Origin of the sequence: Mesorhizobium sp. 131-3-5 (genome assembly GCF_016756575.1) — a bacterium.
GTDB classification, from domain to species: Bacteria; Pseudomonadota; Alphaproteobacteria; order Rhizobiales; family Rhizobiaceae; genus Mesorhizobium; species Mesorhizobium jarvisii.
Window position 1 is genome coordinate 557,602 of record NZ_AP023254.1, and the last position, 23,550, is coordinate 581,151.

At 63.8% G+C, this 23,550-nt stretch carries 25 protein-coding genes and 1 tRNA gene; 12 read left to right on the forward strand and 14 right to left on the reverse strand.

Annotated elements, in window-relative coordinates:
- The first annotated feature begins 95 nt into the window (after window positions 1–95).
- A complete protein-coding gene (locus JG747_RS02570) occupies window positions 96–1,373 on the forward strand; it encodes a rhamnan synthesis F family protein (RefSeq protein ID WP_027047627.1) in 1,278 nt (425 codons plus the stop codon).
- A gap of 28 nt (window positions 1,374–1,401) precedes the next feature.
- Here the strand turns inward: JG747_RS02570 and JG747_RS02575 are convergent, their stop codons facing one another.
- From JG747_RS02575 to JG747_RS02600, 6 genes are all read right to left on the reverse strand, one after another.
- The gene (locus JG747_RS02575) at window positions 1,402–2,307 is read right to left on the reverse strand and encodes an aldose 1-epimerase (protein ID WP_202361089.1); all 906 of its coding nucleotides are present in this window, start codon (window positions 2,305–2,307) and stop codon (window positions 1,402–1,404) included.
- Entirely contained in the window at window positions 2,291–2,881 is a 591-nt protein-coding gene (locus tag JG747_RS02580; RefSeq protein ID WP_236952189.1) for an SDR family oxidoreductase, read from the reverse strand. Before JG747_RS02580 ends, JG747_RS02575 begins: the two co-directional genes overlap by 17 nt.
- Window positions 2,878–3,657: an SDR family NAD(P)-dependent oxidoreductase gene (locus JG747_RS02585; protein ID WP_019862556.1), complete on the reverse strand. Its 780-nt coding sequence runs from the start codon at window positions 3,655–3,657 to the stop codon at window positions 2,878–2,880. Before JG747_RS02585 ends, JG747_RS02580 begins: the two co-directional genes overlap by 4 nt.
- Window positions 3,658–3,739: 82 nt before the next feature.
- Complete coding sequence (locus JG747_RS02590; RefSeq protein WP_020629113.1) at window positions 3,740–4,735, reverse strand: ABC transporter permease; 996 nt, start codon at window positions 4,733–4,735, stop codon at window positions 3,740–3,742.
- A 54-nt stretch (window positions 4,736–4,789) separates the two neighbouring features.
- Window positions 4,790–6,328: a sugar ABC transporter ATP-binding protein gene (locus JG747_RS02595; RefSeq protein ID WP_202362219.1), complete on the reverse strand. Its 1,539-nt coding sequence runs from the start codon at window positions 6,326–6,328 to the stop codon at window positions 4,790–4,792.
- Between the two features lie 115 nt (window positions 6,329–6,443).
- Window positions 6,444–7,406: a sugar-binding protein gene (locus tag JG747_RS02600; RefSeq protein WP_202361090.1), complete on the reverse strand. Its 963-nt coding sequence runs from the start codon at window positions 7,404–7,406 to the stop codon at window positions 6,444–6,446.
- 607 nt (window positions 7,407–8,013) lie between these two features.
- On the opposite strand from JG747_RS02600, the gene JG747_RS02605 reads away from it, so the two are divergent.
- Window positions 8,014–9,117: a LacI family DNA-binding transcriptional regulator gene (locus JG747_RS02605; RefSeq protein ID WP_019862552.1), complete on the forward strand. Its 1,104-nt coding sequence runs from the start codon at window positions 8,014–8,016 to the stop codon at window positions 9,115–9,117.
- Window positions 9,118–9,243: 126 nt separating this feature from the next.
- Complete coding sequence (locus JG747_RS02610) at window positions 9,244–9,834, forward strand: hypothetical protein (protein WP_202361091.1); 591 nt, start codon at window positions 9,244–9,246, stop codon at window positions 9,832–9,834.
- A 34-nt stretch (window positions 9,835–9,868) separates the two neighbouring features.
- On the opposite strand, the gene JG747_RS02615 is transcribed toward JG747_RS02610, so the two are convergent.
- The 3 genes from JG747_RS02615 to JG747_RS02625 form a co-directional block, all read right to left on the reverse strand.
- A tRNA-Arg gene (locus JG747_RS02615) sits at window positions 9,869–9,945 on the reverse strand.
- 273 nt (window positions 9,946–10,218) lie between these two features.
- Window positions 10,219–11,142 carry a DUF1003 domain-containing protein gene (locus JG747_RS02620; protein ID WP_019862550.1) on the reverse strand — a complete coding sequence of 308 codons (924 nt, stop codon included), beginning with the start codon at window positions 11,140–11,142 and terminating at the stop codon, window positions 10,219–10,221.
- 417 nt (window positions 11,143–11,559) lie between these two features.
- Window positions 11,560–12,453: a D-alanyl-D-alanine carboxypeptidase family protein gene (locus tag JG747_RS02625; protein ID WP_019862549.1), complete on the reverse strand. Its 894-nt coding sequence runs from the start codon at window positions 12,451–12,453 to the stop codon at window positions 11,560–11,562.
- Window positions 12,454–13,009: 556 nt separating this feature from the next.
- Between JG747_RS02625 and JG747_RS02630 the strand changes: the two genes are divergently transcribed.
- The 4 genes from JG747_RS02630 (at window position 13,010) to JG747_RS02645 (ending at window position 17,370) form a co-directional block, all read left to right on the forward strand.
- Complete coding sequence (locus JG747_RS02630) at window positions 13,010–14,824, forward strand: chemotaxis protein (RefSeq protein WP_069090726.1); 1,815 nt, start codon at window positions 13,010–13,012, stop codon at window positions 14,822–14,824.
- A 339-nt stretch (window positions 14,825–15,163) separates the two neighbouring features.
- Window positions 15,164–16,258, forward strand: coding sequence for a hypothetical protein (locus JG747_RS02635; RefSeq protein ID WP_202361092.1), 1,095 nt, complete (start codon window positions 15,164–15,166; stop codon window positions 16,256–16,258).
- A 98-nt stretch (window positions 16,259–16,356) separates the two neighbouring features.
- Window positions 16,357–16,968, forward strand: coding sequence for a nucleoside triphosphate hydrolase (locus JG747_RS02640; protein ID WP_027047624.1), 612 nt, complete (start codon window positions 16,357–16,359; stop codon window positions 16,966–16,968).
- A 93-nt stretch (window positions 16,969–17,061) separates the two neighbouring features.
- A complete protein-coding gene (locus tag JG747_RS02645; RefSeq protein ID WP_202361093.1) occupies window positions 17,062–17,370 on the forward strand; it encodes a hypothetical protein in 309 nt (102 codons plus the stop codon).
- 63 nt (window positions 17,371–17,433) lie between these two features.
- Here JG747_RS02645 and JG747_RS02650 read toward each other — a convergent pair whose 3' ends face one another.
- From JG747_RS02650 to JG747_RS02660, 3 genes are all read right to left on the reverse strand, one after another.
- A complete protein-coding gene (locus JG747_RS02650; RefSeq protein ID WP_202361094.1) occupies window positions 17,434–18,138 on the reverse strand; it encodes a glutathione S-transferase family protein in 705 nt (234 codons plus the stop codon).
- Window positions 18,139–18,324: 186 nt separating this feature from the next.
- Window positions 18,325–19,533 (reverse strand): beta-ketoacyl-[acyl-carrier-protein] synthase family protein, encoded by a 1,209-nt coding sequence (locus tag JG747_RS02655; protein ID WP_019862543.1) that lies wholly within the window; start codon window positions 19,531–19,533, stop codon window positions 18,325–18,327.
- 4 nt (window positions 19,534–19,537) lie between these two features.
- Window positions 19,538–19,792, reverse strand: a complete 255-nt coding sequence (locus JG747_RS02660; protein WP_019862542.1) for an acyl carrier protein — start codon at window positions 19,790–19,792, stop codon at window positions 19,538–19,540.
- A gap of 202 nt (window positions 19,793–19,994) precedes the next feature.
- Here JG747_RS02660 and JG747_RS02665 point away from each other — a divergent pair, with 202 nt between their 5' ends.
- From JG747_RS02665 to JG747_RS02685, 5 genes are read left to right on the forward strand one after another with little or no spacing between them, the layout of a single operon-like run.
- Complete coding sequence (locus tag JG747_RS02665) at window positions 19,995–20,837, forward strand: urease accessory protein UreD (protein ID WP_202361095.1); 843 nt, start codon at window positions 19,995–19,997, stop codon at window positions 20,835–20,837.
- 13 nt (window positions 20,838–20,850) lie between these two features.
- Window positions 20,851–21,153 (forward strand): urease subunit gamma, encoded by a 303-nt coding sequence (locus JG747_RS02670; RefSeq protein WP_202361096.1) that lies wholly within the window; start codon window positions 20,851–20,853, stop codon window positions 21,151–21,153.
- Window positions 21,154–21,163: 10 nt separating this feature from the next.
- Window positions 21,164–21,418 carry a DUF1272 domain-containing protein gene (locus JG747_RS02675; protein WP_038651331.1) on the forward strand — a complete coding sequence of 85 codons (255 nt, stop codon included), beginning with the start codon at window positions 21,164–21,166 and terminating at the stop codon, window positions 21,416–21,418.
- Between the two features lie 30 nt (window positions 21,419–21,448).
- Entirely contained in the window at window positions 21,449–22,036 is a 588-nt protein-coding gene (locus JG747_RS02680; protein WP_202361097.1) for a HupE/UreJ family protein, read from the forward strand.
- 6 nt (window positions 22,037–22,042) lie between these two features.
- Complete coding sequence (locus JG747_RS02685) at window positions 22,043–22,348, forward strand: urease subunit beta (RefSeq protein ID WP_038651327.1); 306 nt, start codon at window positions 22,043–22,045, stop codon at window positions 22,346–22,348.
- Window positions 22,349–22,428: 80 nt separating this feature from the next.
- On the opposite strand, the gene JG747_RS02690 is transcribed toward JG747_RS02685, so the two are convergent.
- Window positions 22,429–22,923: a hypothetical protein gene (locus tag JG747_RS02690; protein ID WP_038651325.1), complete on the reverse strand. Its 495-nt coding sequence runs from the start codon at window positions 22,921–22,923 to the stop codon at window positions 22,429–22,431.
- A 114-nt stretch (window positions 22,924–23,037) separates the two neighbouring features.
- Complete coding sequence (locus JG747_RS02695) at window positions 23,038–23,415, reverse strand: hypothetical protein (RefSeq protein ID WP_027047623.1); 378 nt, start codon at window positions 23,413–23,415, stop codon at window positions 23,038–23,040.
- Window positions 23,416–23,550 lie beyond the last annotated feature (135 nt).

Genomic DNA, 23,550 nt, shown 5'->3' on the forward strand with positions numbered 1-23,550 from the left:
TTCGCATCCCCCGCACCGAGCGTTGCACGTCATGAGTAGACCATTTCACAGCGTCGACTGAAGTGTTATCTGTCGGGGCCGGGGGGCGCGCGGCCATGAAAAAGATCGGGCAAATTGCGAACTGGGCGGCCGCAGGAGCGTATGTTCTGGCCGCCAAGATAATTCAGTTCCCAGGCATTCTGGCCGAACGCGAGCCGCGATTTGTTTCCGATGAGACCGTGACGCCGGCCATCGGCAATTGTTATGCGATCGTCGTCAAATATCACCTCATTGGGATTACGAGCGACTTTCTCGACCTCCTGGCGACGCTTCGTCGCCAACATGTCAACGCCATTGTTGTCTGCAATGGCGATCTTCGTCCGGATGAACTCGTGACCTTAAGGGCATTTGCGCACCGCATCCTTGTGCGTAACAACATTGGCCGTGACTTCGGAGCCTACCGTGCCGCGACCTTGCATCTGGCGTCGGAGGAACTCCGACCCGAACGTATGATTTATCTGAACGATAGTGTCATTTACATTGCCGGACCTGGCTTGGACTCAATGATCAAAGCTCTGCTTCAGAGCGACTATGACGCCGTTGGCACTTACGAGAACCATGAGTTTGCCCATCATATGGGCAGCTACGCATTTAGTGTAGCCGGCAAAGTATTCGCCGATGCACAGATTCGGCGATTTTGGCGAGGGTACAGGCCCTACGACATTCGCCCCCACGCGATACGGAAGGGAGAACTCGGCTTTTCGCAATGCCTGGAGCGTTGTGGCTACCGGGTTGATGTTATCTATTCCGCCGACAAGCTCGCGCTTCAGCTCGACAAGATGTCGATCTCCGAGCTGGTAGCAACACTTCGTTACGTCCCTTATGGCGCGCTTCGCGGTTACGATCTTGGCCCGCTTCTGAAAGGCGCTCAAAGAACCGGACAAATGCTGGCGGGCAATCCCAAATCAAAAAGGCGTGGAGAAAAACGCGGAAAGGACTCCGCCATTCTCGAACAGGAATCGCGAACGCCTACAATATCGGAGTTTGGCAGGTTTTCGGCCGAAACAAAGGCCCGGCTCGCGGAAGCCGAGAAAAATGCATCCGTGGCCATTCAGATTAAACAAGAGACGCTGGTCAATCATATGATTGGGACCATCATCAATGGCAGCCAAATACACTTCGGCTTCGGGCTCTTTCATCGGGTGATGGATAGTCCTTTGGTGAAGCGCGACCTACTTATTCGGGGGATTTTGCTTGAACATGACTGTGCTCGTATCCTCGAACATCTGACGCCGCCACGGCGGGAGCCGATCATGCGCGAGTTGTTGAACCGTGGGCGGGCCGTCAATGTGCGTGGCATGCGCCGCTTCAAGCTCAGGAATGGGCTTATTTAGACGACCATCGTCGTCAGGCGCACCCGTCTCATGCCCCAGCCTCAAGCGAAAAGGGCGTGAAACAGACGGTGCCGGCAGCACTTTCGCCCTGGGCGAGGACGATCACGCCCTCGTCCGCATCATCCCATCGGCCGCGGTTGAAGGCGCCGGAGGCGTTGGTCTGCGGCTCGACGCAGAAATATGGTTTGGCCGGATCGGCGTAAAACATCAGATGCTTGAAGATCGGGTCGGCCCTCATGCGCAGTCCCGCGCCGCGAGCCGGAAAGCGCAGCGTCGCTTCACCGCCCCAGCCGCCATAGTCGTTGTTGCGCCAACCACCCGGGAGGGGTCTGCCTTCGGCAAAGTCGAGTTCGGGCGGCAAGGTGACGGGATCGCCTGAAATGCCGTCGGGCTCTTCGAGATAGAAACGCCTGGCGTTGAACTGCACCGTCACGTCCGGATCGCGATCGAACCAGGGATGCAGTCCAAAACCGAACGGCATGGCGACCGGACCGGTGCTGGTCAGGGTCATGGTCACGCTCAGCCCCTCATCCGAAACCGCGAAAGCCTGGGTCGCGCGATAGGAATAGGGCTCGGCTCCGGCGGCGATGTCCAGCGACAGGGTGGCGTTGGCGGCACCTGCCCCGGTGACATCCCAGGCGTGTTGCCAACCGCTGCCATGGACGTTGAATTTCTCGGGCGGATTGTTGGGCAGGACCTGCCAGCGTCTTGCGCCGAAGTCGAAGGCGTTTCCGGCGATGCGGTTGGCATAGGGCGTCATCGGAAACATGGCGACGCCAAGCACGTTGCCGGATCTGCGATCATCTTCCGAGAGCCGGCGCATGAGATCGATGCCGCGCCAGCGCAGCGAACTCACGGAGCCGCCGATTTGCGGTACCAGCGCGACTTCGAGCGCTCCCGATCCGATGCTCAGCAATTCAGAAATTGCGGCCATAGCCTGCCGTCCATCCACCGTCGACGCCCAGCATCTGGCCCGTCGTGTAAGTGTTGAGCGGATCGCAGAAGAACAGCACGGCCGCGACCGCTTCCTCGATGCAGCCGGCGCGGCCGACCGGCGTGTGGCTGAGCATCGCCTTGTCGCCCGAGACCATGGTTTCGTCCTCGACCGCGCCGAAGCCGACGGCATTCACCAACACCTTCGGCCCGAACTCCATGGCCAAGGCACGCATGCCGGCTAGAATCGCCGCGTTCTCCATGGAAAAGCGCGGATGACGGCGCATCGGCATGCCGGCGGTGGCCGAGATCAGGAAGACGATGCGCCCGCCGCCGCGCTCGGCCATGGCCACGGCCGCCCTGCGCGCATCGGCATGCTGGCAGCGTGGATCCTGCATCGTCGTTCCCGGGCGCAGCGGGTTGGACATCAGCAGGATGTCGGCGGCATCCCCTGCTTCGAGAACCGTGCCGCCATTGGCACGCAGTGCGGCAAGCACGGCGTCGACGATCGGGTTGGTCTCGCCATCGAGGGCCACCGCGGCGCCGTTGAGATCGATTTCCATCGCGCCACTCACATCATGTATCCCGCCGTCCAGCCGCCATCGACGGCCAGCACCTGGCCGTTGACGTAGCTGGCGGCCGGCGAGGCCAGGAACAGCACCGCCTCGGCGATCTCCCGCGGCTCGGCCGGGCGGCCGAGCGGCACATGGGCCAGGAATTCCTGCGTGCGGCCGGCGAACTTGCCGTCATCGCCGTAGAACAGCTTGGCGGTCAGCGCCGTCATCACCGAACCCGGGGCGACCGCGTTGGTCAGGATGCCTTTGGCGCCGAGTTCGATCGCCATAGACCGCGTCAGATGGATGATGCCGGCCTTGGCGGCGACGAACGGGCTCTGCAGGCGCATGGCGGCAAGGCCGACGACCGAGGCGATGTTGACGATGCGCCCGCCCCTGCCGGCGGCGAGCATGGGACCGAGTGCCGCCCGGCTCATAATGTAGAGGCCGTCGAGATCGATGCCGGTGATGCGGTCCCATTCCTCGGCCGGGAATTCGTCAATTGTGACACGATGCGCCAGCGTATTGACGCCGGCATTGTTGATGAGGATGTCGAGGCGGCCGTAACGCTGCATGATCGCGGCTATCGCGCTGCCGACCGATGCGGCATCACGGATGTCGGTGGCGCAGGCCATGGCGTCGGTCAAGTCGGCCGCGACCTGGCTTGCGCCCTCGCCGTTGATGTCGGCGACGACGACCGCGGCACCATTGTCGGACAGGCGCCTGGCGATGGAACTGCCGATGGCGCCAGCCGCTCCCGTGACCAGCGCCACCTTGCCTCGCAAATCGCAGCGCATGTCCCGCACACCCCCCGAGCAATACCGGGTATGCTATTATAATATCTACAGGAGTCGGGCAAGCGGCAGCGTCGCCCCGCGATTATTCCGCCGGCGCGCCGGCAACGTTCTTGCGGGCGGCATCGACCATCAGCCGCCGTGCGCGGAACACACCCCATTGCTGGTCGACGAGCACGCCGATGAGGATGACGCCGCCCATCACCGCGAAATTGAGCGAGGACGGGATGCCGAGCAGATTGACGAGATTCTGCAGCTCCTGCAGCAGCACGGTGCCGAGGATGACGCCGATCAGCGAGCCCTCGCCGCCACGCAGCGAGAAGCCGCCGAGCACGGCGGCGGCGATGGCGTAGAGTTCATAGAACTGGCCATGGCTGGCCGGCGAGATCGAGCGCGTGTACATGGCGAAATAGATCGCCGACAGCGCCGTCAGCACGCCGCAGATGACGTAAGCCGCCATGACGATGCGGCCGGTGCGGATGCCGGAATATTTCGCCGCCTCCTCATTCTTGCCGATGGCATAGAGATAGCGGCCGAACACCGAACGGTGCAGCACCACCCACATGACGATGGCGATGACGATCAGCGCGATGAAGCTGTTGGGCACGCCATAGGAACGTCCGGCTGTCAGGAATTCGAGCTCGGGAAAATTCTGGCCGAAGGCGAAGCCGGCGGTGCCGTCGGCGGTGTAGAAGCGGGCGACGCCGCGATAGATCAAGAGGCCGCATAAGGTGACGACGAAGGGCTGCAGCTTCAGCCTGGTGATAAGCCAGCCATGCACCAGGCCGATGATGGCGCCAAGCGCGATGATCAGCACGAAGGCCAGCGGCCAGTCCAGCTCGCGCACGGCGATGAAATCGATGAACAGCGTTCCCAGCAGCGCCACCACCGATCCGACCGACAGTTCGATGCCGCCGGTGATGATGACGAAGGCCTGGCCGATCGACAGGATGCCGAACAGGCCGATCAGGTTCGAGGTGTTGGCAAGGTTGATCGGCAAGAGGAAGCGCGGATTGATGATGGCCACGATCGCTCCGACCACCAGGATCAGGATCAGCAGGCCGAGATCTTTCTTGCTCATCGTCGTCTCCCCAATGCCTGCCTGAGCAGGTTGCGCGGTCTCGCAGCGCAAAAACTATTTAGGCTGCTTGCCCACAGCCAGCAGCAGCACGTTTTCCTGGCTGAACTGGTCCTTGTCGAGAATGCCCGAAATCTGGCCCTCATGCATGACAGCGATGCGGTCGGACACGCCGATCACCTCTTCCATGTCGCTGGAGATCATCAGCACGGCGACGCCTGCATCGGCCAGCGCGCGCATCAGCCCGTAGATTTCCGCCTTGGCGCCGATGTCGATGCCGCGCGTCGGCTCGTCGAGGATCATCACCTTCGGGTTCATGGCCAGCCACTTGCCAAGCACGACCTTCTGCTGGTTGCCGCCCGACAGCGTGCCGGTGCGCGTCTGCACCGAAGGCGCCTTGATGCCGAGATTTCTCTTCTGCTTCTCGGCGGTTGCCGTTTCAGCGCTTGCCGACACAAGCGAGCGCCTGGCATGCGCCGGCAGATTGGGCAGCGAAATGTTCTGCGCGATCGACAGATCGAGCAGGATACCGGTCAGCTTGCGGTCTTCCGGCACCAGGAAAATGCCGTGCGCGACGGCGTCGGCCGCCGAACCCAGCACAAGCGTCTTGCCGTCGAGCTCGAGCGTGCCGCCAAGGCTGCCGTCGATGCCGAAGAAGACGCGGGCGAGCTCAGTGCGGCCGGAGCCGACCAGGCCGGCAAGGCCGAGGATTTCGCCGCGCCTGACATCGAGGTCGACGGGCCGGCTGGGATAGGTGGGGGTGCGGACGGCCTTGGCCGCAAGTGCCACGGCGCCGGGCGCGCGCGCGGCTTCCGAGGCCTTTTCGCGCTCCTTCAGCATGCGGCCTATCATCAGCTTGACCATCTGGTCGTGATTGATGTCGCGCTTGCCCAGCGTGCCGGCCAGCATGCCGTCGCGCAGCACGACGACGCGGTCGGCGACCCGCTCGACCTCGTGCAGGCGGTGCGAAATGAAGATGACGCTGATGCCGTCGGCCTTCAGCGCCTTGATGACGTCTAGCAATTTGTCGGTCTCGGCGAGCGGCAGGCTCGATGTCGGCTCGTCGAGGATGACCAGCCTTGCCTTGATCGACAGCGCCTTGGCGATCTCGACCATCTGCTGCTGGGCGAGCGACAGGTCGGCGACCTGCGCATCGGCGGAGAAATTGGCGCCGACGCGCTTCAAGAGCGGCGCCACCATCTCGCGCAGCTTTGAGCGGTCGACGAGTTTCAGCGGCCCGGCGCGCAGCGGCTCGCGGCCGAAGAAAATGTTGGCGGCGACGTCGAGGTTTTCGAACAGATTGAGTTCCTGGTGGACGAAGGCGATGCCCGAGCCCAGGCTGCCTTCGACGCTCAGCCCCTTATGGGCGGTGCCGTCGACCGTGATCGTCCCGGTGTCCGGCGTGGTGACGCCGCCGAGGATCTTCATCAGGGTCGACTTGCCGGCGCCGTTCTCACCGACGAGGCCGATGACCTCGCCCGGCCTGACCTCCATGGAGAAGCCATCCAACGCGACGACGCCCGGATAGGTCTTGCGCACGCTCTCGAGGCTGAGGAACGGCGTGGTCGCTGCGATGGATGTATCGGAATAGTTCATCATGCCTGACAGCAGTTAGCGGGCCGGCCTTCCGGCAGACTGACGATCCTCGAAGGTTTCGTCAATGCGCGCAGCCGGCTCAAGCGAAGTTGAGCCGGCTGAACTGCCTGTGGTCTTACTTTCCGGCCATCGCCTTCAGATTGGCGGCGTAGGCGTCGACATCATCCTTGCCGATGATCTTGGTCGGGATGATGATGAGATTGCCAGCCGGGATGCCCGACTTGTCGCCCTTGAGATAGGCAGCCATCAGCTTCATGCCCTGATAGGCCCATTCGAAGGGCTGCTGCACGACGGTGGCGGCAACGGTGCCTTCCTTGACGCCGCCCAGCGTGATCGGATCGTCATCGAAACCGACGACCGTGATCTGGCCGAGCTTGCCGGCATCGCGCAGCGCCTCATAGATGCGCGGCGTGTTGTAGGAATAGAAGCCGACCATGCAGGTGACGTCGGGGCTGGCGACCAGCGCGTCCTCGACATTCTTCTTGGCACGCGCCTGGTCGATATCGTCGCCACGCACGTCGACGAGTTCGATCTTGGTGCCGGCCAGACCATCCTTCATGCCCTGGATGCGCTCCTTGGCATTGTCGGCGCCGAGAAGGCCGACGAAGCCGAGGCACTTGCCGCCATTGGGCATCGCCTTCTTGGCGATTTCGGCCGCCTGCTTGCCTGCATCGACATTGGACGAGCCGATATAGGCGACGCGCTTGGTCTGCGGCGCGTCACTGTCGGTGGTGAACAGAGCGGTTTGCGAGGCGATCTTGTTCAGGCCATCGGTCGAGGTCTTGGGATCAACGGCCGAGACCATGATGCCCTTGACGCCGGCCGTCACCAGATCGTCCATCAGCCGCTGCTGGATGGCGACCGAGGATTGTTCGGGATATTTGAGTTCGAGATTGTAGTCGGGCAGTTCGCCCTGCGCCTTCTTGACGCCGGCTTCGGCCGCTTTCCAGAAATCGGAAGCGCCGTTGACGACGAAAGCCAGTGTCGGCTTGTCGTCGGCGCGCGCGATGGCCGTCGCCGTCAGGCCGACAACCAGGGCCGCGGCGGCCACGGATGCATTGCGTATCAAGGACTTCATGTTCAACCTCCCTTTTTGGTTCAGCCGTCGGGCTGGACCGTCTTGCTCACTAGAATTGCGTGCTCACCTGAATTTGCCGTTTGCGGCTTGGATACCCCCTCCTCCTCAGGGTTTCCCGGCACTCACAAGAATGGCCTCGTTCCAGCCACGGTTGCAGACTTTAGAGACTCATCCTTCGTTCGTAAATAGTCCGATTTGTCTGACATATCACATATCCGAGACAAGGCTCGCGGAGGCAATCTCCGCAAGCCATCGGACCATTGACGTTCGCTTTCCCGCCGCTCCGGACCCAACAAGGCCGGGCGCGACGGATTGACGTTACAGCGCATTTTTGTATTAGTAAACACTATTAGTTTTCAGCCGATATTCGGGCACAGCATGGCGCCACCGCGAACGGTGTACCGACGAACCCATGCCCTGGCCGCACGACGCAAGAAGCCGTGCAGCCATTACTGTCCCTGCGCATAAGGAGCCTGATGATCGATGGACCACACGGCCGCTAATAGATATAAACGAAGCGGCGGTCTCTATAAACCGGCACCGCCGAGCCATCTTGTCGGACCGGCAGGCGGCCGCTAGACAGGCCGTGATTGGGGACACGAACGCCATGAGCGAGACCAGGGATTCGACCATCGAGACGGTCAAGCGCCGCAAGGCGCTGGCCAAGCCCAAGGGGCGGGTCACCATGACCGACATCGCCCGGGCCGCCGGCTGCTCGCAGGCGACGGTTTCCTTCGTGCTCAACAATTCGCCAGGGATCAAGCTGTCGCAGCAGACCCGCGAGCGGGTGATCGACGCCGCACGGGCGCTGGGTTACAGCGCACCCGCATTCTCGGCGCTGCGCAAGCCTGTTGCCGCCTTCGACGGGCTGGACGGGGTGATCGGCTTTGCCGTCGACCAGCTGGCGACCAGCCCGGAGGCGGTGGTGGCGATCGAAGGCGCGCGCCAGGCTTCGTGGAATGCCGGCAACGTGCTTCTGGTGGCGCAGACCATGGGCGACGCCGTGATGGAGCCGCGCGCCATCCAGGCGCTGACAAGGCGGGGCATTTCGGCGCTGATCTACATGACCATCTTCACCCGCGAGATCACCGCGCCCGACTTCCTCTACAGCCTCGACATTCCGGTGATCCTGCTCAATTGCTATACGGCCGACTATGCCTTCCCCGCCGTGGTGCCCTCCGAGATCGCCGGCGGCCAGAACTCGACAAGGCACCTGATCAGCCACGGCCACCGCCGCATCGCCACCATCACCGGCGAGCCCTGGATGCAGGCGGCGCAGGACCGGCTGAAAGGCTACCGCCGCGCGCTCGCCACCGCCGACATTCCCTTCGACCCGGAGCTGGTGGTCGAGGGCGACTGGTCGGCAAGTGCGGGCTACGCCGCGACCGTCAAGCTGCTCGCGCTCAAAGACCGCCCGACCGCCATCTTCTGCCAGAACGACCGCACCGCGATCGGCTGCTACGAGGCGCTGAAAGAAGCCGGCCTGCATATTCCGCAGGACATCTCCGTGGTCGGTTACGACGACGAGGAAATCGCCCGGCATCTGTTCCCGCCGCTGACCACTTCGATCCTGCCGCATATGGCGATGGGCCAATGGGCGATCGAACAGCTGGAAGCGCCGACGGCGCCCGGACAGGGGCGGTATCCGATTACGAAGCTGGAGTGCCCGCTGGTGGAGCGGGAGAGCGTGCGGGCGGTGGCTGGAGGCTGAGGCAAGGCGGCCGAGCCATGCGTTGCGCGGAGCGGCGGCATTCTTTCGACAGCCGACCAAGGTCATCGCATTCCGGTCTGTCTTCGGCCAGTTTGCGGCCAGGCAATTGTCGTTCATACTCCGGCCATGACGCGTCCGGGCTTGCGCTGTGTGCAGGTATTCGCGGCTCTGCTGGCCGCGAGCTGCCCGCGCGCCATGGCCGACGGGATCTTCGAGGCGGGCTCCTTCTCCGACGAACGCGGCGGCTTCCGGATCCTTTCGGCCACGGGCGCCGGGACCCGCGCCGACCCGATCGTGGTCACCGAGGAACTGGACACCGCCGACCCGGTGACGCTGACCATACGCGCCGCGCGGCCGATCCAGCCCTTCGGATCGACGGGCAACTACTCGACCGGCTTCTTGCCGCTGAAAATCGTCACCCGCAACAACAGCGGCGAGGCCTGGATCGAATTCGGATTCGAGCTGCAGGCGATCCTGAACGCGCCGAGCGATTATGGCGACGGGCTGTCCTTCGACCAGGCGCAGCGCGTGGACAACATGATCAAGTCCGACAGCTTCGCCGAATTCAAACGCGACTTCGAACCCTATGACCGGTTGCTGTTCAGCAAGGGCAAGGTCGACCCGCAGGAGAGTGCGTCGTTCTCGTTCCTGGTGACGGACTTTTCGCCGAAGGATCGGTTTTACCTGGTGGAGGAGCCGAGGGTGCCTTCGTCGTAAGGGAGTCTGCGGACTGTAGCGCTGGTGCAAGGTCTGGCGCACCCGACAGGATTCGAACCTGTGACCTCTGCCTTCGGAGGGCAGCGCTCTATCCAGCTGAGCTACGGGTGCTTTCAGGATCGACAATCCGGAAAACGAACCAGCCGGTGAACCGGCAAGTCACGGCTTCTTAGCGGAAGCCGGCGCGGGCTTCAACGGGCAATTGGCGATTGAGCGGCGTCCTGTGAAGGGGGTGGGGTAGGTTAGTGCTCTAACGGGTGCGCTTGTTGGATATGGCGCTCCCCCTCTCCGTCTCGGCTTCGCCGAGCCACCCTGCCGGGGCGAGCCACGGGTCTCGCCCGTCCTTCGGACCCCCCACATTCGTGGGGGCGAGGAACCCAAGCGTCACTCCCCCGCCTCACTCTTCACCACCCGCCGCCCGCGCACGGCCCGCTTCACCTTCTTGGTACCCGCAAGCTCGTTCATCGCGTCGAGCTGCATCTGCTGCATCTCGGCCAGGCGCGTCCATTGGCGGGAGATGAGGTAGTCGAGCTTTTCGTGCAGATGGCGAACTTCGAGCTCGGCCTTGAGGTTGACGCGGTATTCGTTGAAGGAGCGCAGGCGGTCTTTCACCTCCTGGCGCTTCTGGCTCATCATGATGATGGGTGCCTGGATGGCGGCGATGCAGGAAAGCAAGAGGTTGAGCAGGATGAAGGGATAGGGGTCGAAGGCGCCGTTCAATCCCTCGAACAAATTGACGCCGATCCAGACCAAGAGCACGGCGGCAAACGAGATCAGGAACCACCAGCTGCCGCCAAAGGCGGCCATATTGTCCGAGACGCGGTCGGGGAAGGTGCGGTGCTCCTCGAATTCTTCTTCCGAGTTCTCGGAAATCGTGTCCTGTCTGGCGATCGATTCCACCACCTGGCGGTCGAGCTCGGAGAATTCGCCGTGCTCCTGCTGCAGCAGCTCTTCCATATAGCGCATGCGGTAGCGGCCGAGCTCCTCGCGGCTGATGCGGGCGCCCCGGGGCAGGTCCGGATGGTCGGAGCGGATGCGGTCGGCCAGGCTCGGGCGTAGCGTGTCGATGCGCACCAGGTCGCGCTTGTGGAATTTGCGGCCCGAGATCGCCGACGGCTTCTTCTTCGGCTTTATGCGCGACGTCCCTAGGCCGGTGGGTTCTGAGTCCGGCACTTCGGGCGTGTCGAAATGCTCGTCCGAAACCTCGTGCAGGTCTTCCGGCGTGATCGGCGCCTCGAAATATTCGCCGCCGCTGTCGTTCTCAGTGTCCGCCGCCTGCTGCTCGGATGCCTTGGGGACAGTGCTCATGGTGCGGGCTCCTGCTGTGGCGCTGCTGGTTTGAGGATACGCCGAGGTGACGGGGCATATCCACTGTCGGTTTGCGCTGCCTATGCCATGGCTTCCCGACGATTGCATGACAACAGAATAACAATAGCCGGCTGCGGGTTTCTTATGCGGCGACAGCCTCCCCCTTAGCTGGGCCGAGACGCTTCCCGAGTTCGTCATCCACGGGCGTCGCGGAGACCCGAGGATCCATGCCGGGACGTTGATCGTAGGGTGCAGCGGAGCAGGATTATGCTCCGTAGCGGCGCGTTGAGGGCGCGGCATGGATCCCCGGGTCTGCGCCGCGTCGCTGCGCTCCTTGCTCCGCCCGTGGATGACGAAGTGAGGGTGGGTGCGCTCCTTGCTCCGCCCCAAGATGACGAAGTGGGGAGGCTCCGCTCTTTACTGCTGTTCGGCGAACATCAGCCTGGTCTTGCTGTCGGCCGTGGTCGGCGACAGGCTGCGCTGGATCAGCGCCTCGACATGGTCGTTGCGCTGGCGGGCCGAGTCGGCGCCCATCACAACCACGATCAGCTGGCGGCCGTCGGCATTGTAGGAGGTGACTATGTTGAAGCCGGAGGCCCTGATGTAGCCGGTCTTGATGCCGTCGACGCCGCGCACGCGGCCGAGCATGTCGTTGTGGCCGCGCACCAGCCTGCCGCGGAACATAAAGTCGCTTTCGGAGAAATAGTGGAAATGCTGGGGGAAGCGCTGGCGCAGCGCCATGCCGAGCACCGCCATGTCGCGCGCGGTGGTCATCTGGCCGTCGTCGGGCAGGCCCGAGGCGTTGCGGAAAGTGGTGCTGGTCATGCCGAGCGAGCGCGCCTTGGATGTCATCATGGCGGCGAACTGGTCCTCCGAGCCGCCGAGATATTCGCCGACCGCCACCGCCACGTCATTGGCGGATTTGACGACGATGGCGCGGATAGCGGAATCGACATCAATCGTTTCGCCGCGCCGGAAACGCATCTTGGTCGGCGGCTGCGAGGCGGCATGGTCGGAGACAGAGATCTGCGTTTCCTTGGTCACGCGGCCGGACTCCATCGCCTCGAACAGCAGATAGAGCGTCATCATCTTGGTCAGCGAGGCCGGATAGCGCTGCGCCGTCGAGTTGACCTCGAACATCTGCTTGCCGGTCCTGACGTCGACGACGATGGCCGCATATTTCTGCGGCGGCGCGGGCACGGACAGCACCTGGTCCGGCGGGGTCGTGGTCGAGCAGCCGGCCACCATCAGCAACAGGCCAAGGGCGACGAGAACTCTCTGGAGAAGCGGGAAAGGACGCAATTTGGACAAGGGCGGACTGTTCTGGCGATGCTGTTGCTGAGATAAGGCGAAGCTAACGTAACGCGCTGGATGCGTCCATTTGGTTAATGGCGGTTAGCCCCAGGATTGTCGAGCTCGACCTGGTTCCTCTTCCCCGCTTTGCGCTACGCTATGCACACATCTTCTGTGCCTGGCGTGACTGATCGACGCAAGGCTTGATTGCCACGTGGCTCCCCCAATCCGTCGCTGCTTCCCAGCGCCACCTTTCCCCCCTCCGGAGGGAAAGGTGGGGAGCATTGCTGCACGAGCTTTGCCGGCGAAAAAGCCTGGCGCCTTTCCTGTACCCCGTCGATCGGGGGAGAGGTGGCTCGGCGAAGCCGAGACGGAGTGGGGGTCGACCAGCGCTGCCATGCAGGCTATCGCCAAAGACCAGCCTCTTGGAAATGTGTGCATGCCGTTGCACGGTAGTGAGGGCGAGGAACTTGAGGATTTATCCGCCCCGAAAACGCCTGTTTCTGTGTCTTTCCTTGCAAGAGCCGCGTTTCCTGTGGGAAGGGGCGTGGCATTGGCTGGCTTGGGGGGTGGCATGACGAATATCGGGGCCGGGGGCGCAGCGCCCTCGCTTATCAAGGCATCGCTCAGCCGCACCGGCAAATGGGCCGGCAGCGTGGCTTTCATCAGCGGCGCCGTTGGCGACGTGCTCAATCCGCTGGCGCCGTTCGCCGCCTATATCGCGCTGGTCGCGTCGATTGCCGCGGCCATCATCGCCATTGCCATTGTGCTCAGGCTCGTACTGGCGGCCAAGGCGCTGCCGGCGCTGTTGTTCGCCACCAGCGCGGCGGCGGTCGCCGGCGGCGTCTTTGCCGTGCAAAAGGAAACCAATTCGCAGAACGGCGTCATCGCCGGCCTGGTGCCGGCGATCGCGCAGCTGCAGCAGTCGATGGGCATCGTCTCCGAAAAGGTGGCCAAGATCGAGCAGACGGTGACGCAGACGCAAAAGACCGTCGAAGAGGTCAAGAAATCGACCGACACGGTGGCGCAGAAGACCGACCAGATCGCGTCCGCGCAGCAGCAGCAGACGCAGCAGGGCGCGCAGACGCAAAAGACCGTCGAGGCGGTCAAGCAGACCACCGACACGCTCGCCGCCGGCCAGCAACAGCAGCAGGCCCAGGCCGAAAAGCTGCAGGCGACGACCGAGCAGATCGCCGCCTCGATCGACACCATCGCCAAGGGGTTTGCGCAGCTTTCGGCGCAAGGCGGGGCGATCGCCGAGCCGAAGCGGCCGGACGAGTTCTACCACAATGCCCGCGTCTACGAATTGTCGGGCGACATGCTCAACGCAAGGCGCTCCTACCTCGCCTTTGCCGGCTTCGATGTCGACGCCATCGACCCTTATACGCGTTTTGCCACGCTGCTTCGGGTGCAGGACGGCAAGGCGGGCGCGCGCGAAGTGTTCGGGCAGCTGGCCGACAAGGGCAAGGCGCTGTCGATCAAGCTGGTGCATATATTGCAGTTCGAGGACGCGCAGCGGCTGGACAAGCTCGACGCCTTCATCACGGCCAATCCCGACTACGCGCCGGCCTATTTCCTCAAGGCGCAGGAGTTTTCGGAAGACCGCCTCGGCAGCCAGACGCTGGCCGACAAGCGCAGCGAAGCCCAGGCGCTGACCAAGTTCGTGTCCAACGAGAAGGATGGCGGGCTGCTCAAATATTTCGTCGACCAGACGCAGTTGGCCGACTGGCTGGACCGCAGCCGCAGCCGGCTGGCAGCCCTTGGCGACGTGCTCGACCCGGCGCGCTTTGCGCCTTCGTTGACGCCGATGCGCTCCAACCAGGGCTGGTCGATGACCATTTCGCTGCCCGAGCCGGCGACCGCGATCTCCTGGCGTCTCGGCGACAGCGGCCCGTTCACCGACACCGGCTTCCTGGCGATGAAGGACCAGACCACCGGCAAGCCGATGGCCAATCCGAGCTTCGAGTTGCCCGACAGCACGGCGGCGACCACGATCGCGATAAAATATCTCGACATAAGGGGCCGCGAGACCGGCCCGTTCGACATAAGCTTCGATCCGGACGCCGCGCTGCAGCAAGGCGACAAACAGATCCTCGACCAGTTCTGGACGTCGTGGATCGCCTTCGATTCCGGCGGCAATCACGGCCTGGTCTATTTCACCCAGATGCTGTCCTACCGCTGCGCCATCAAGGAGGTGCATTACAGCCTGAACGGCGCCGCGCTCGACAGGTCGCTCGAGATCCCGCCTTGCGACAAGAAGGACCCCTACGCCATCCCCTACGACGCCAAGGGCTATTTCAAGGTCGCCGACAGCGTGAAATCGATGTCGGTGCAGGTGACCTACACCGACGGGACGAAATCGCCGGTCAGGGAATACAAGCGGCAGTAGGCCTGAGAGCGCTGGTCATGGCGATGGCTTCAGTTTGGCCCTCGTCTTCCCTCGTTTGCGCCGCCCCTCACCTTCCTGCCGGCATCCTCTCCCCGTGTAGAGACGGGGAGAGGGGCGCTGTCGTCAACGGTTTCGCCAATCATCAGCGTTGCAGAGAAAGCTCCAGCGTGCGGCCAGTTCCCTTCTCCCCGTCACTATACGGGGAGAAGGTGCCGGCAGGCGGATGAGGGGCAGCGCCGATGGCTTCCATTGTGCCTGATGCAAAATGCCTTACGCAGTGCTTGCGCGATCAGCGCCTACAGGTTCTGTTTGCGCCCGTCAGATTCGGGTGAGAGCGCTATGGATACGATCACGATCAAGGCCAAAGGTATTTCGGTTTCGCTCGACCTCACCGTCGGCCACATCGCCGACATGACCGTCGAAAGCGACGGACGCCAGCTGAAGCCGCTGCACCGCGCGCCCTGGGTCGACGCAAACGAGACGCTGCCGAAGGACCTGCCGCAAGGCACGGTCCGGCTGTCCGGCGACTTCCTCTGCGCGCCGTTTTCGCGCAGCGATGTCGAGGAGGCGCCGCTGCATGGCTGGACGGCCAACAGTGCCTGGGATGTCACCGAAAGCAGTGCCACGGACGGCGGCTGGCGCGCTGTCTTCCGGCTGCGGCACGAGGTCATGGGCGCCAGCGTCGACAAGATTTTTACGCTCATCGACGGCCATCCCTTCCTCTACCAGGAACATGTGTTTTCCGGCGGCTCCGGCGCGATTTCCGTCGCCCACCACCCGATGACGGTGATGAAAGGCGGCGGACGGCTAGCCTTTTCGCCGAAGCGCTTTGCCGCGACGCTGGCCGATCCGCTGGAGCCGGATCCCGCGCGCGGCCGCTTCATGCTGGCCTATCCGGCGCGTTCGGCCGAGCTCGGCCAGTTTCCCGCCGCCGGCGGCGGCACGCTCGACCTGACGCAATACCGCATGGAGGACAGGCGCGAGGATTTCATCACCCTGGTCGAAGCCGACCATGCCGGGCCGGGCTGGACGGCACTGGCACGCCAGGCCGAGGAGGACCTGGTGCTGGTGCTGAAGAACCCCGCGGAGCTGCCTGTTACCATGCTGTGGCTGAGCAATGGCGGGCGCGACTATGCGCCGTGGAGCGGCCGCCATCTCGGCGTGCTCGGCATAGAGGACGGCCGCACGGCGATAGGCCATGCCGCTTCCATCGGCGACAACTGGCTGAAACGCGAAGGCGTGGCGACCGCCTTTGCGCTCGGCGAAGGCCGGAGCTTTTCGTTCCGCCATGTCATCGGCGCCCTGTCCGGCGGCACCCCGCCGCGAGAGATCACCACGGCCGACGGCCGGATGCGGCTTGCGGCCGGCGGCTCGACGTCCGACGTGCCGTTCGACAGCGCGTTCCTGCGCATCGGCCAGCCTGCGACCGCCTGAGGCGAGGTATGCCCTGAGCGCAGGATTTGAAATTTCCGCCGACTGCCGCCAAAATGCGGCGTAATGTTTCGCCGATCATCCAGGCAAGTGAGGCTCCCATGTCCGAAATCGCCCACCTAGCCGCCACCATCTTCAAACGTGCCGGCAAGGCAAAACGCTTCATCGTCGCCATCGCCGGACCGCCAGGCTCCGGCAAGTCCACGCTGTCGGCCGGCCTGCATGACCTTTTGCCGGAAGGGGCGGTGGAAGTCGTGCCGATGGACGGCTTCCACTATGACGACATCGTGCTCAACGCGCGCGGCATGCGGGCGCGCAAGGGCGCGCCGGAAACCTTCGACTTTGCCGGCTTCGAGACCCTGATGAAGCGCATCCGGGCCGGCGAACCCGACATCGCCATTCCCGTCTTCGACCGCAGCATGGAATTGTCGCGCGCCGCCGCGGCTATCGTCGGCACCGAGACCAAGTTCATCCTGGTCGAAGGCAATTACCTGCTGCTCGACGAGGAACCGTGGGCGCGGCTGGCGCCGCTGTTCGATTTCTCGATCTTCGTCGACGTGCCGCGCAATGAACTCGAGCGACGCCTGATGGAACGCTGGCACGGCCATGGCCGTTCCGACGAGGAGGCGCGCGCCTGGATCGCCTCCAACGACATGCCCAACATCGAACGCGTGCTGGCCCGGCGCCGGGCCGCCGACCTGATCATTGGTTAACACGCTTAATTTTCGGTATTTCTTGGCGGGAACCTTAAGAGTTTCGCGCCGTTATGCCTGACAACCCATTTGTCCGGCGTAAGGGATTTTCCAATGGCCACCAAGGCAAAAAAACCAGCCAAGACCAGGCCTGCGAAGGCAACTCAAGCGAAAGCCGGTGCTGGCCCCGCGATTGCAGAACGCTCGAAAGACGCCAAGGCCGCTTTCGGCAAGGCCGCACCGCGAAAAGTCGCACCGGTCGCCAAGACCGCCAGCCCGCGCAAACCGGCGCCGGCAAAGGCCGGTGCCGTCAGGACGGCGGCTAATGTCGCCGCCGGCGCGGTGGTCGCCACCGCGCGCGGCGCCGTCTCGCTGGCGGCCTCGGTTATCGGCAGGGGCGGCTCGAAGGCCAAGGCGAAGTAGCAGGCTGCTCCGCCCGACCGTGTGTATTGGGCCAAGGCTGTCGCCTTGCAGGGACAGGGCGCACTAGTCCTTTGCCGGTATGGTCAGGCCCTTCTGGACCGCCGGCCGGGCCAGGCCGCGCTCCAGCCATGCCGCCACATTGGCGAAATCATCGAAACCGACGAGGTCGCGCGCTTCATAGAAGCCGATCAAATTGCGCACCCAGCCGAGCAGCGAGATGTCGGCGATGGTGTAGTCATTGCCCATGATCCATTTGCGGCCCTTCAGCCTGCCATCGAGAACGCCAAGCAACCGCCGCGATTCGTCGCGGTAACGTTCCAGCGGACGCTTGTCGGCGATCTCGCGGCCGGCGAATTTGTGGAAGAAGCCGACCTGGCCGAAGATCGGCCCGATGGAAGCCATCTGGAAGAAGACCCACTGGATCGTCTCGTAGCGCCGCGCTGCGTCCGCCGGGACGAGCAGGCCGGTCTTGTCGGCGAGATAGAGCAGGATGGCGCCGGATTCAAAAAGGCCGATCGGCTTGCCGTCCGGGCCGTTGGGATCGATGATCGCCGGGATCTTGCCATTGGGGTTGAGCGACAGGAATTGCGGCGTCCAGCTTTCGTCCTTGCTGATGTTGATCAGATGCGGCTCATAGGGCAGGCCGAGCTCTTCCAGCGCGATCGATATCTTCACGCCGTTCGGCGTCGTTGCCGAATAGAGCTGGATCTGGTCGGGATGTTTGGCCGGCCAACGGATGGTGATCGGAAAGGCGGACAGGTCGGCCATCGGGAAACTCCTGAGCGGGGGATTTGGCGCACCAAGGTGCGCGGTGTTGGCGGGTAGGCCCAAGAACTAGGCCTGCGACCCGCTAGGATCAATATGGCGGCGGCAGTTTCGCCATCGTTATCCTTGGACACCGAATCGAACGCGGTGGATGGTGTCCCCGCCCTGGGGCGGTGGTGACCGCCGAGATCAGATGGCCTTGAATGCCAGCACCGCGTTGGTGCCGCCGAAAGCAAAACCGTTGCTGATCGCGGCGCGCACCTTGCGCTCGCGCGCGACATTGGGCGTCACGTCGAGATCGCAATCGGGATCGGGTTCACGGTAATTCGCGGTCGGCGGCACGACGCCTTCGCGGATCGCCATGACGCAGGCGATCATCTCCAGCCCGCCCGAAGCGCCGAGGCAATGGGCATGCATCGACTTGGTCGAGGAGACCGACAGCGAGCGCGCGTGCTCGCCGAAGACGCGCTTGATCGCGTTGGTCTCGATCTGGTCGTTGGCCTTGGTGCCGGTGCCGTGCGCGTTGAGATAATCGATGTCCTCGGGATTGAGCCCGGCATCGGCGAGACAGAAGCGCATCGCCGCTTCCGGTCCCTCGATGGTCGGGGCGACGATGTCGGAGGCATCGGCCGAAAGGCCGGCGCCGGCGATTTCGGCGAGGATGGTGGCGCCACGCGCCATGGCGTGATCGTAGCTTTCCAGAACCGCCATGCCGGCGCCTTCGCCGAGCACCAGACCCTGGCGGTCGGCCGAGAACGGCCGGCAGGTGTCGGGCGATAGCACGCGCAGTGCCTCCCAGCCCTTGAGCACGCCCCAGACCAGCGGCGCATCGGTGCCGCCGGCGACCATCACGTCGGCACGGCCGAGCCTGATCTGGTCGACCGCGGAGGCGATGGCGTGGTTGGCCGACGAGCAGGCCGACGTGACGCCGAAAACCGGTCCACGCAGGCCAAGATGCATGCTGACCTGGCCGGAGGCGGCACCTGGCATGACCCGGGGCACGGTGAAGATGCCGGCGCGATTCTTGCCCTCGATCAGAATAGCGCGATAGTTCTCCTCGACGGTCTCGAAGCCGCAGACGCCGACGCCGACAATGGTTCCCATGCGATAGGTGTTGTCGGCATGTGGGGCCAGGCCGGACTGCTGCATCGCCTCCTTCGCAGCGATAACCGCCAGCAGGCTGAAACGGTCCATCGACACAAGCTGCTTGCGCTCGATGCCGTGATCGGGCAGCGCCTTGATCTCGCAGCCGGTCTTGACCTTCAGGTCATGCAGGAAGGGATTGTCGATGGGGCCGATGGCCGAACGGCCGGCCCGCATTTCAGCCCAGATCGACTGCGCATCGACGCCTAGTCCGCACAGCCCGCCAATGCCGGTAATGACGACGCGTTTCAGCATTCGGTCAGGCTTTTTTCGCGATCAGCGCGCGAACGGCCTCGACCATGTCGCCAACATTCTTCAGATTGCTCCAGGCATCGACCGTGTTCATCTCGATCTCGATGTCATACTGCTCCTCGAGGTCGAAGATGATCTCCGTCAGCTCCAGCGAATGGATGCCGAGCGACGTCAATTCGGTGCTGGTGGTGATTTCTTCACCGCCCGGCTCGGCATGGGCCTTGATCTTTTCGATGATGTCCGTTGCCAGCTGGTCAGCCATTCGGTTTCTTCCCCACTTTATCGTTTCCCGACGCCAACTGAACAGCGCCTTCTTATCCTCGATATCAGGCCGCGATCGTCGCCTTCTACCCCCGTCAAGCATCGCCTGACCGTATCGAGGTGGCTCCCTCTATAGAAACGGAAACGCCATCAAGCAACAAGCTATATATCGACAAAACCGCCACAGTGCTTAACCTGACGGCGTGGATACGATCGAACATACCAAGTTTTCGGCCCCTTTGGCCCAGCGCGCCGCGGGTCTGGCCCAGCTGGGCTGCGCCAGCGCGGACGGGCGCACGCGGCTGCGACGCCTTTATCAGGACGGTTCCGCCAAGATAAGGCTGCCGGCCGTTTTGGCCGACCCGCTGGAGGCAGTGCTGATCAACACCGCCGGCGGATTGACCGGCGGCGACCGCATCGGCTGGGATGTGGATGTCGGCACAGAAGCCTCGGCGTCGATAACGACCCAGGCCTGCGAGAAGGTCTATCGCGCCGCATCCGACCATGCCGAGGTGCGGGTCAAGCTGACGGTCGGCGAGAACGGCCGCATCGCCTGGCTGCCGCAGGAGACCATCGTCTTCGACCGGGCGGCCTTTGCCCGCACATTGGATGTCGAGCTTGCCGCGGGGGCCGAGGCGCTGGTGCTGGAGGCCACCGTCTTCGGCCGCCTGGCGATGGGCGAACGCGCCGCGCAAGGCATTTTCCGTGACCGCTGGCGGGTCCGCCAGGACGGTTTCCTCATCCATGCCGAGGATTTCCGTATTGGACCCGATATCACTGGTGCCCTGGCACGCCCGGCGGCCGCCGGCGGCGCGATCGCCGTGGCGACGCTGCTGCTGGTGTCGCAGCGGGCCGAGACCCTGCTCGACCCGGTCCGGGAAATCATCGGCGACCAGGGCGGCGCCAGCGTCTGGAGCGTGAAGGCATCTGGCAAGCTTCTTGCGAGGCTTTACGCCGGGGACGGCTACCAACTGCGTCAGCGGCTGGTTCCGCTCGTCGGACTGCTCAACGGAAGGGCGGGGCTGCCCAAATTATGGTCACTGTGATTCTGGAAACCGCATGAACCTGACGCCGAGGGAAAAAGACAAGCTGCTGATCGCCATGGCGGCGATCGTGGCACGCAAGCGGCTGGAGCGCGGCGTCAAGCTCAACCATCCGGAAGCGATCGCGCTGATCACCGATTTCGTCGTCGAGGGCGCCCGCGACGGCCGCCCGGTCGCCGAACTGATGGAGGCCGGCGCCCATGTCGTCGCCCGCACGCAGGTGATGGAAGGGATCGCCGAGATGATCCATGACGTGCAGGTGGAAGCGACCTTCCCCGACGGCACCAAGCTGGTGACCGTGCACGAGCCCATCAGGTGAGGAGATCGACATGCTCGAACTGCGCCCAAACTGCGAGTGCTGCGACAAGGACCTGCCGCCTGAGGCGACGGATGCATTGATCTGCACCTTCGAATGCACTTTCTGCGCCGATTGCGTGGAAAACGTGCTGGACGGCGTCTGCCCCAATTGCGGCGGCAATTTTTCGACCCGGCCGATCCGCCCGGCAGCGAAGCTGGAAAAATACCCGGCGTCGACCAAACGCGTCCTTAAGGCCGAGGGCTGCGGCCCGCGCAAGGCCGCGTGACTGCACCATCGCAAACGAAAGGCATGTAGAATGATCCCTGCCAAACGCCTGTGCCTCGCGGCGATCCTGCTCATGGCTGCCGCCATGCCGGCCTATGCCCATGTCGGCATCGGCACGACCTCTTCCTTCACGGCCGGCTTCATGCATCCCTTATCCGGCCTTGATCATATGATTGTGATGATCGCCGTCGGCCTGTGGGCGGCGCTCAAGGGCGGCAGGGCGATCTGGGCATGGCCGGCGGCCTTTGTCGGCGTGATGCTTGCCGGCTCGGCCCTTGGCATGGCGCATGTGCCGGTGCCCTTCGTCGAGCCAGGCATACTGGCCTCCGTGGTGGCGCTTGGCCTGCTCGTGGCGCTGGCGGTCGACCTGCCGGTTTTGGCCGGCGTCGCCATCCTCGGCCTTTTCGCGCTTTTCCACGGCCACGCTCATGGCACTGAAGTGCCGGAAAACGCCGGCGGGCTCGAATACGTGGCGGGCTTTGCCGTCGCCACCGTGCTGCTCCATGCCGTCGGCATCGCCGCCGGAATGAGCCTTGGCATGAGGTTCCGTGGTCTGGCTCGTGTCGCCGGTGCTGCCTGCGCGGCGATCGGCGTCGGCCTCGCCTTCGGCGTCGTGTGACATCAGATGATCCCCGGCGAAATCATTCCCGTCCCAGGCGACATCGAGCTCAACAAGGGTCTGCCGACCGTCACCCTGAAAGTCGCCAACAGCGGCGACCGGCCGATACAGGTCGGCAGCCACTACCATTTCTTCGAAACCAATGAAGGGCTGAAATTCGACCGCGAACAGACCCGCGGCATGCGCCTCGACATCGCCGCCGGCACCGCCATGCGCTTCGAGCCGGGACAGGAACGCGATGTCACGCTGGTGCCGCTCGGCGGCAAGCGCGAGGTCTATGGATTCCAGCAGAAGGTGATGGGCAAGCTGTGAATCCTGTGGCGTCTCGCGCTTGGCCTTCAAAGGCCGCGAACGGCGTTTGGGCAAGCGTGAAAGCAAATGGTGCTTTCGGCTCAGTCCGACGGTTTGGCGGCCGCATAGATGATGATCTTTCCGGGATCGTCGAACGCGACGGCAAGGACGTCCTGCGCGGCCACGCGCCGCGAATCGATGGCGTTAAAGAGCAGGGCGTTCGCCTCAATCTCCTTGCGCAGTTCCGCGACGTCGTCCTGATGCTGCCGGACCTTGTTCTCGATGACCGGCGGCGGGCCGCCTTCGCTGCGTGCCGCGTCGGTCAGGAACACGATATCGACCTTGTCGAGCTTGGAGGTCTTTCGCACCGTGCCGATGTTGTCGCGCGTGCGGTCGATCGCCGAACTGACTTTTCCGATTTCAGCTGTCGTCTTGGCCTGTTCCTCGCTGATTTGCGAGCCGACGATGCGGTCAACGGTCTCCGGGCTTTCAAGGCCTTGCGCATTCAGCGCGGCCTGGGGAAGGCTCGCTGCCAGAAACGCGGCCGCCGCAATGGCATGCAGCCATCGGGCATCGGGCAAGGTGGTGGAGGTCATCGTTCGCTTTCGCAGCTTGTTTCAACAATCAGCAAGCGAAACGACTCCAGCCCTGCCACGGTTCCCTTCGCAATACGGCCGGCGGACCGGATACCGGCCCGCCGCGCCGACCCGTCAGCTGGCCTTCTTGGTGATCAAGGTCAGCGCGCCATTGGGCTCCATGCTGGCCGCGACGACCTGGGCCGAGGTCATTCCCTTGGCCTGGAGGGCGGACTTCACCTTGGGGGTGGCGTCGATCGAGCTGCGCAGTTTCTGCAGGCCGGCGTCACCGCGCTGGGCGATCACCTGATTGACCTGCGTCTGGGTGTCCTTCGGCAGCTCGGTGATGTCGACAATGTTGACGCTCTGGATCGCCGGCGCGGCCTGCTGACCGCCGGGGGCGGGAGTCGTCGCCTTGGGGGCAGGCGTGGCCGGAGCGGGCTGCTGCTGGGCACTGGCGGCACCGGCCAGCATCAGGCTGGCGGCGGCTGCAAGAATTATCGTTTTGCGCATGGATTTTCCTTCCATCGATTTGGCAAACGGTCGTTTTGGGGTGACCTCCCAACCTCAACCGCCAAATGGGATCAGAAGGTGTCGCCCAGCGGGTCATTGCGTGACCATTGGATGGCGGCAATGTGCAGGCCAGCC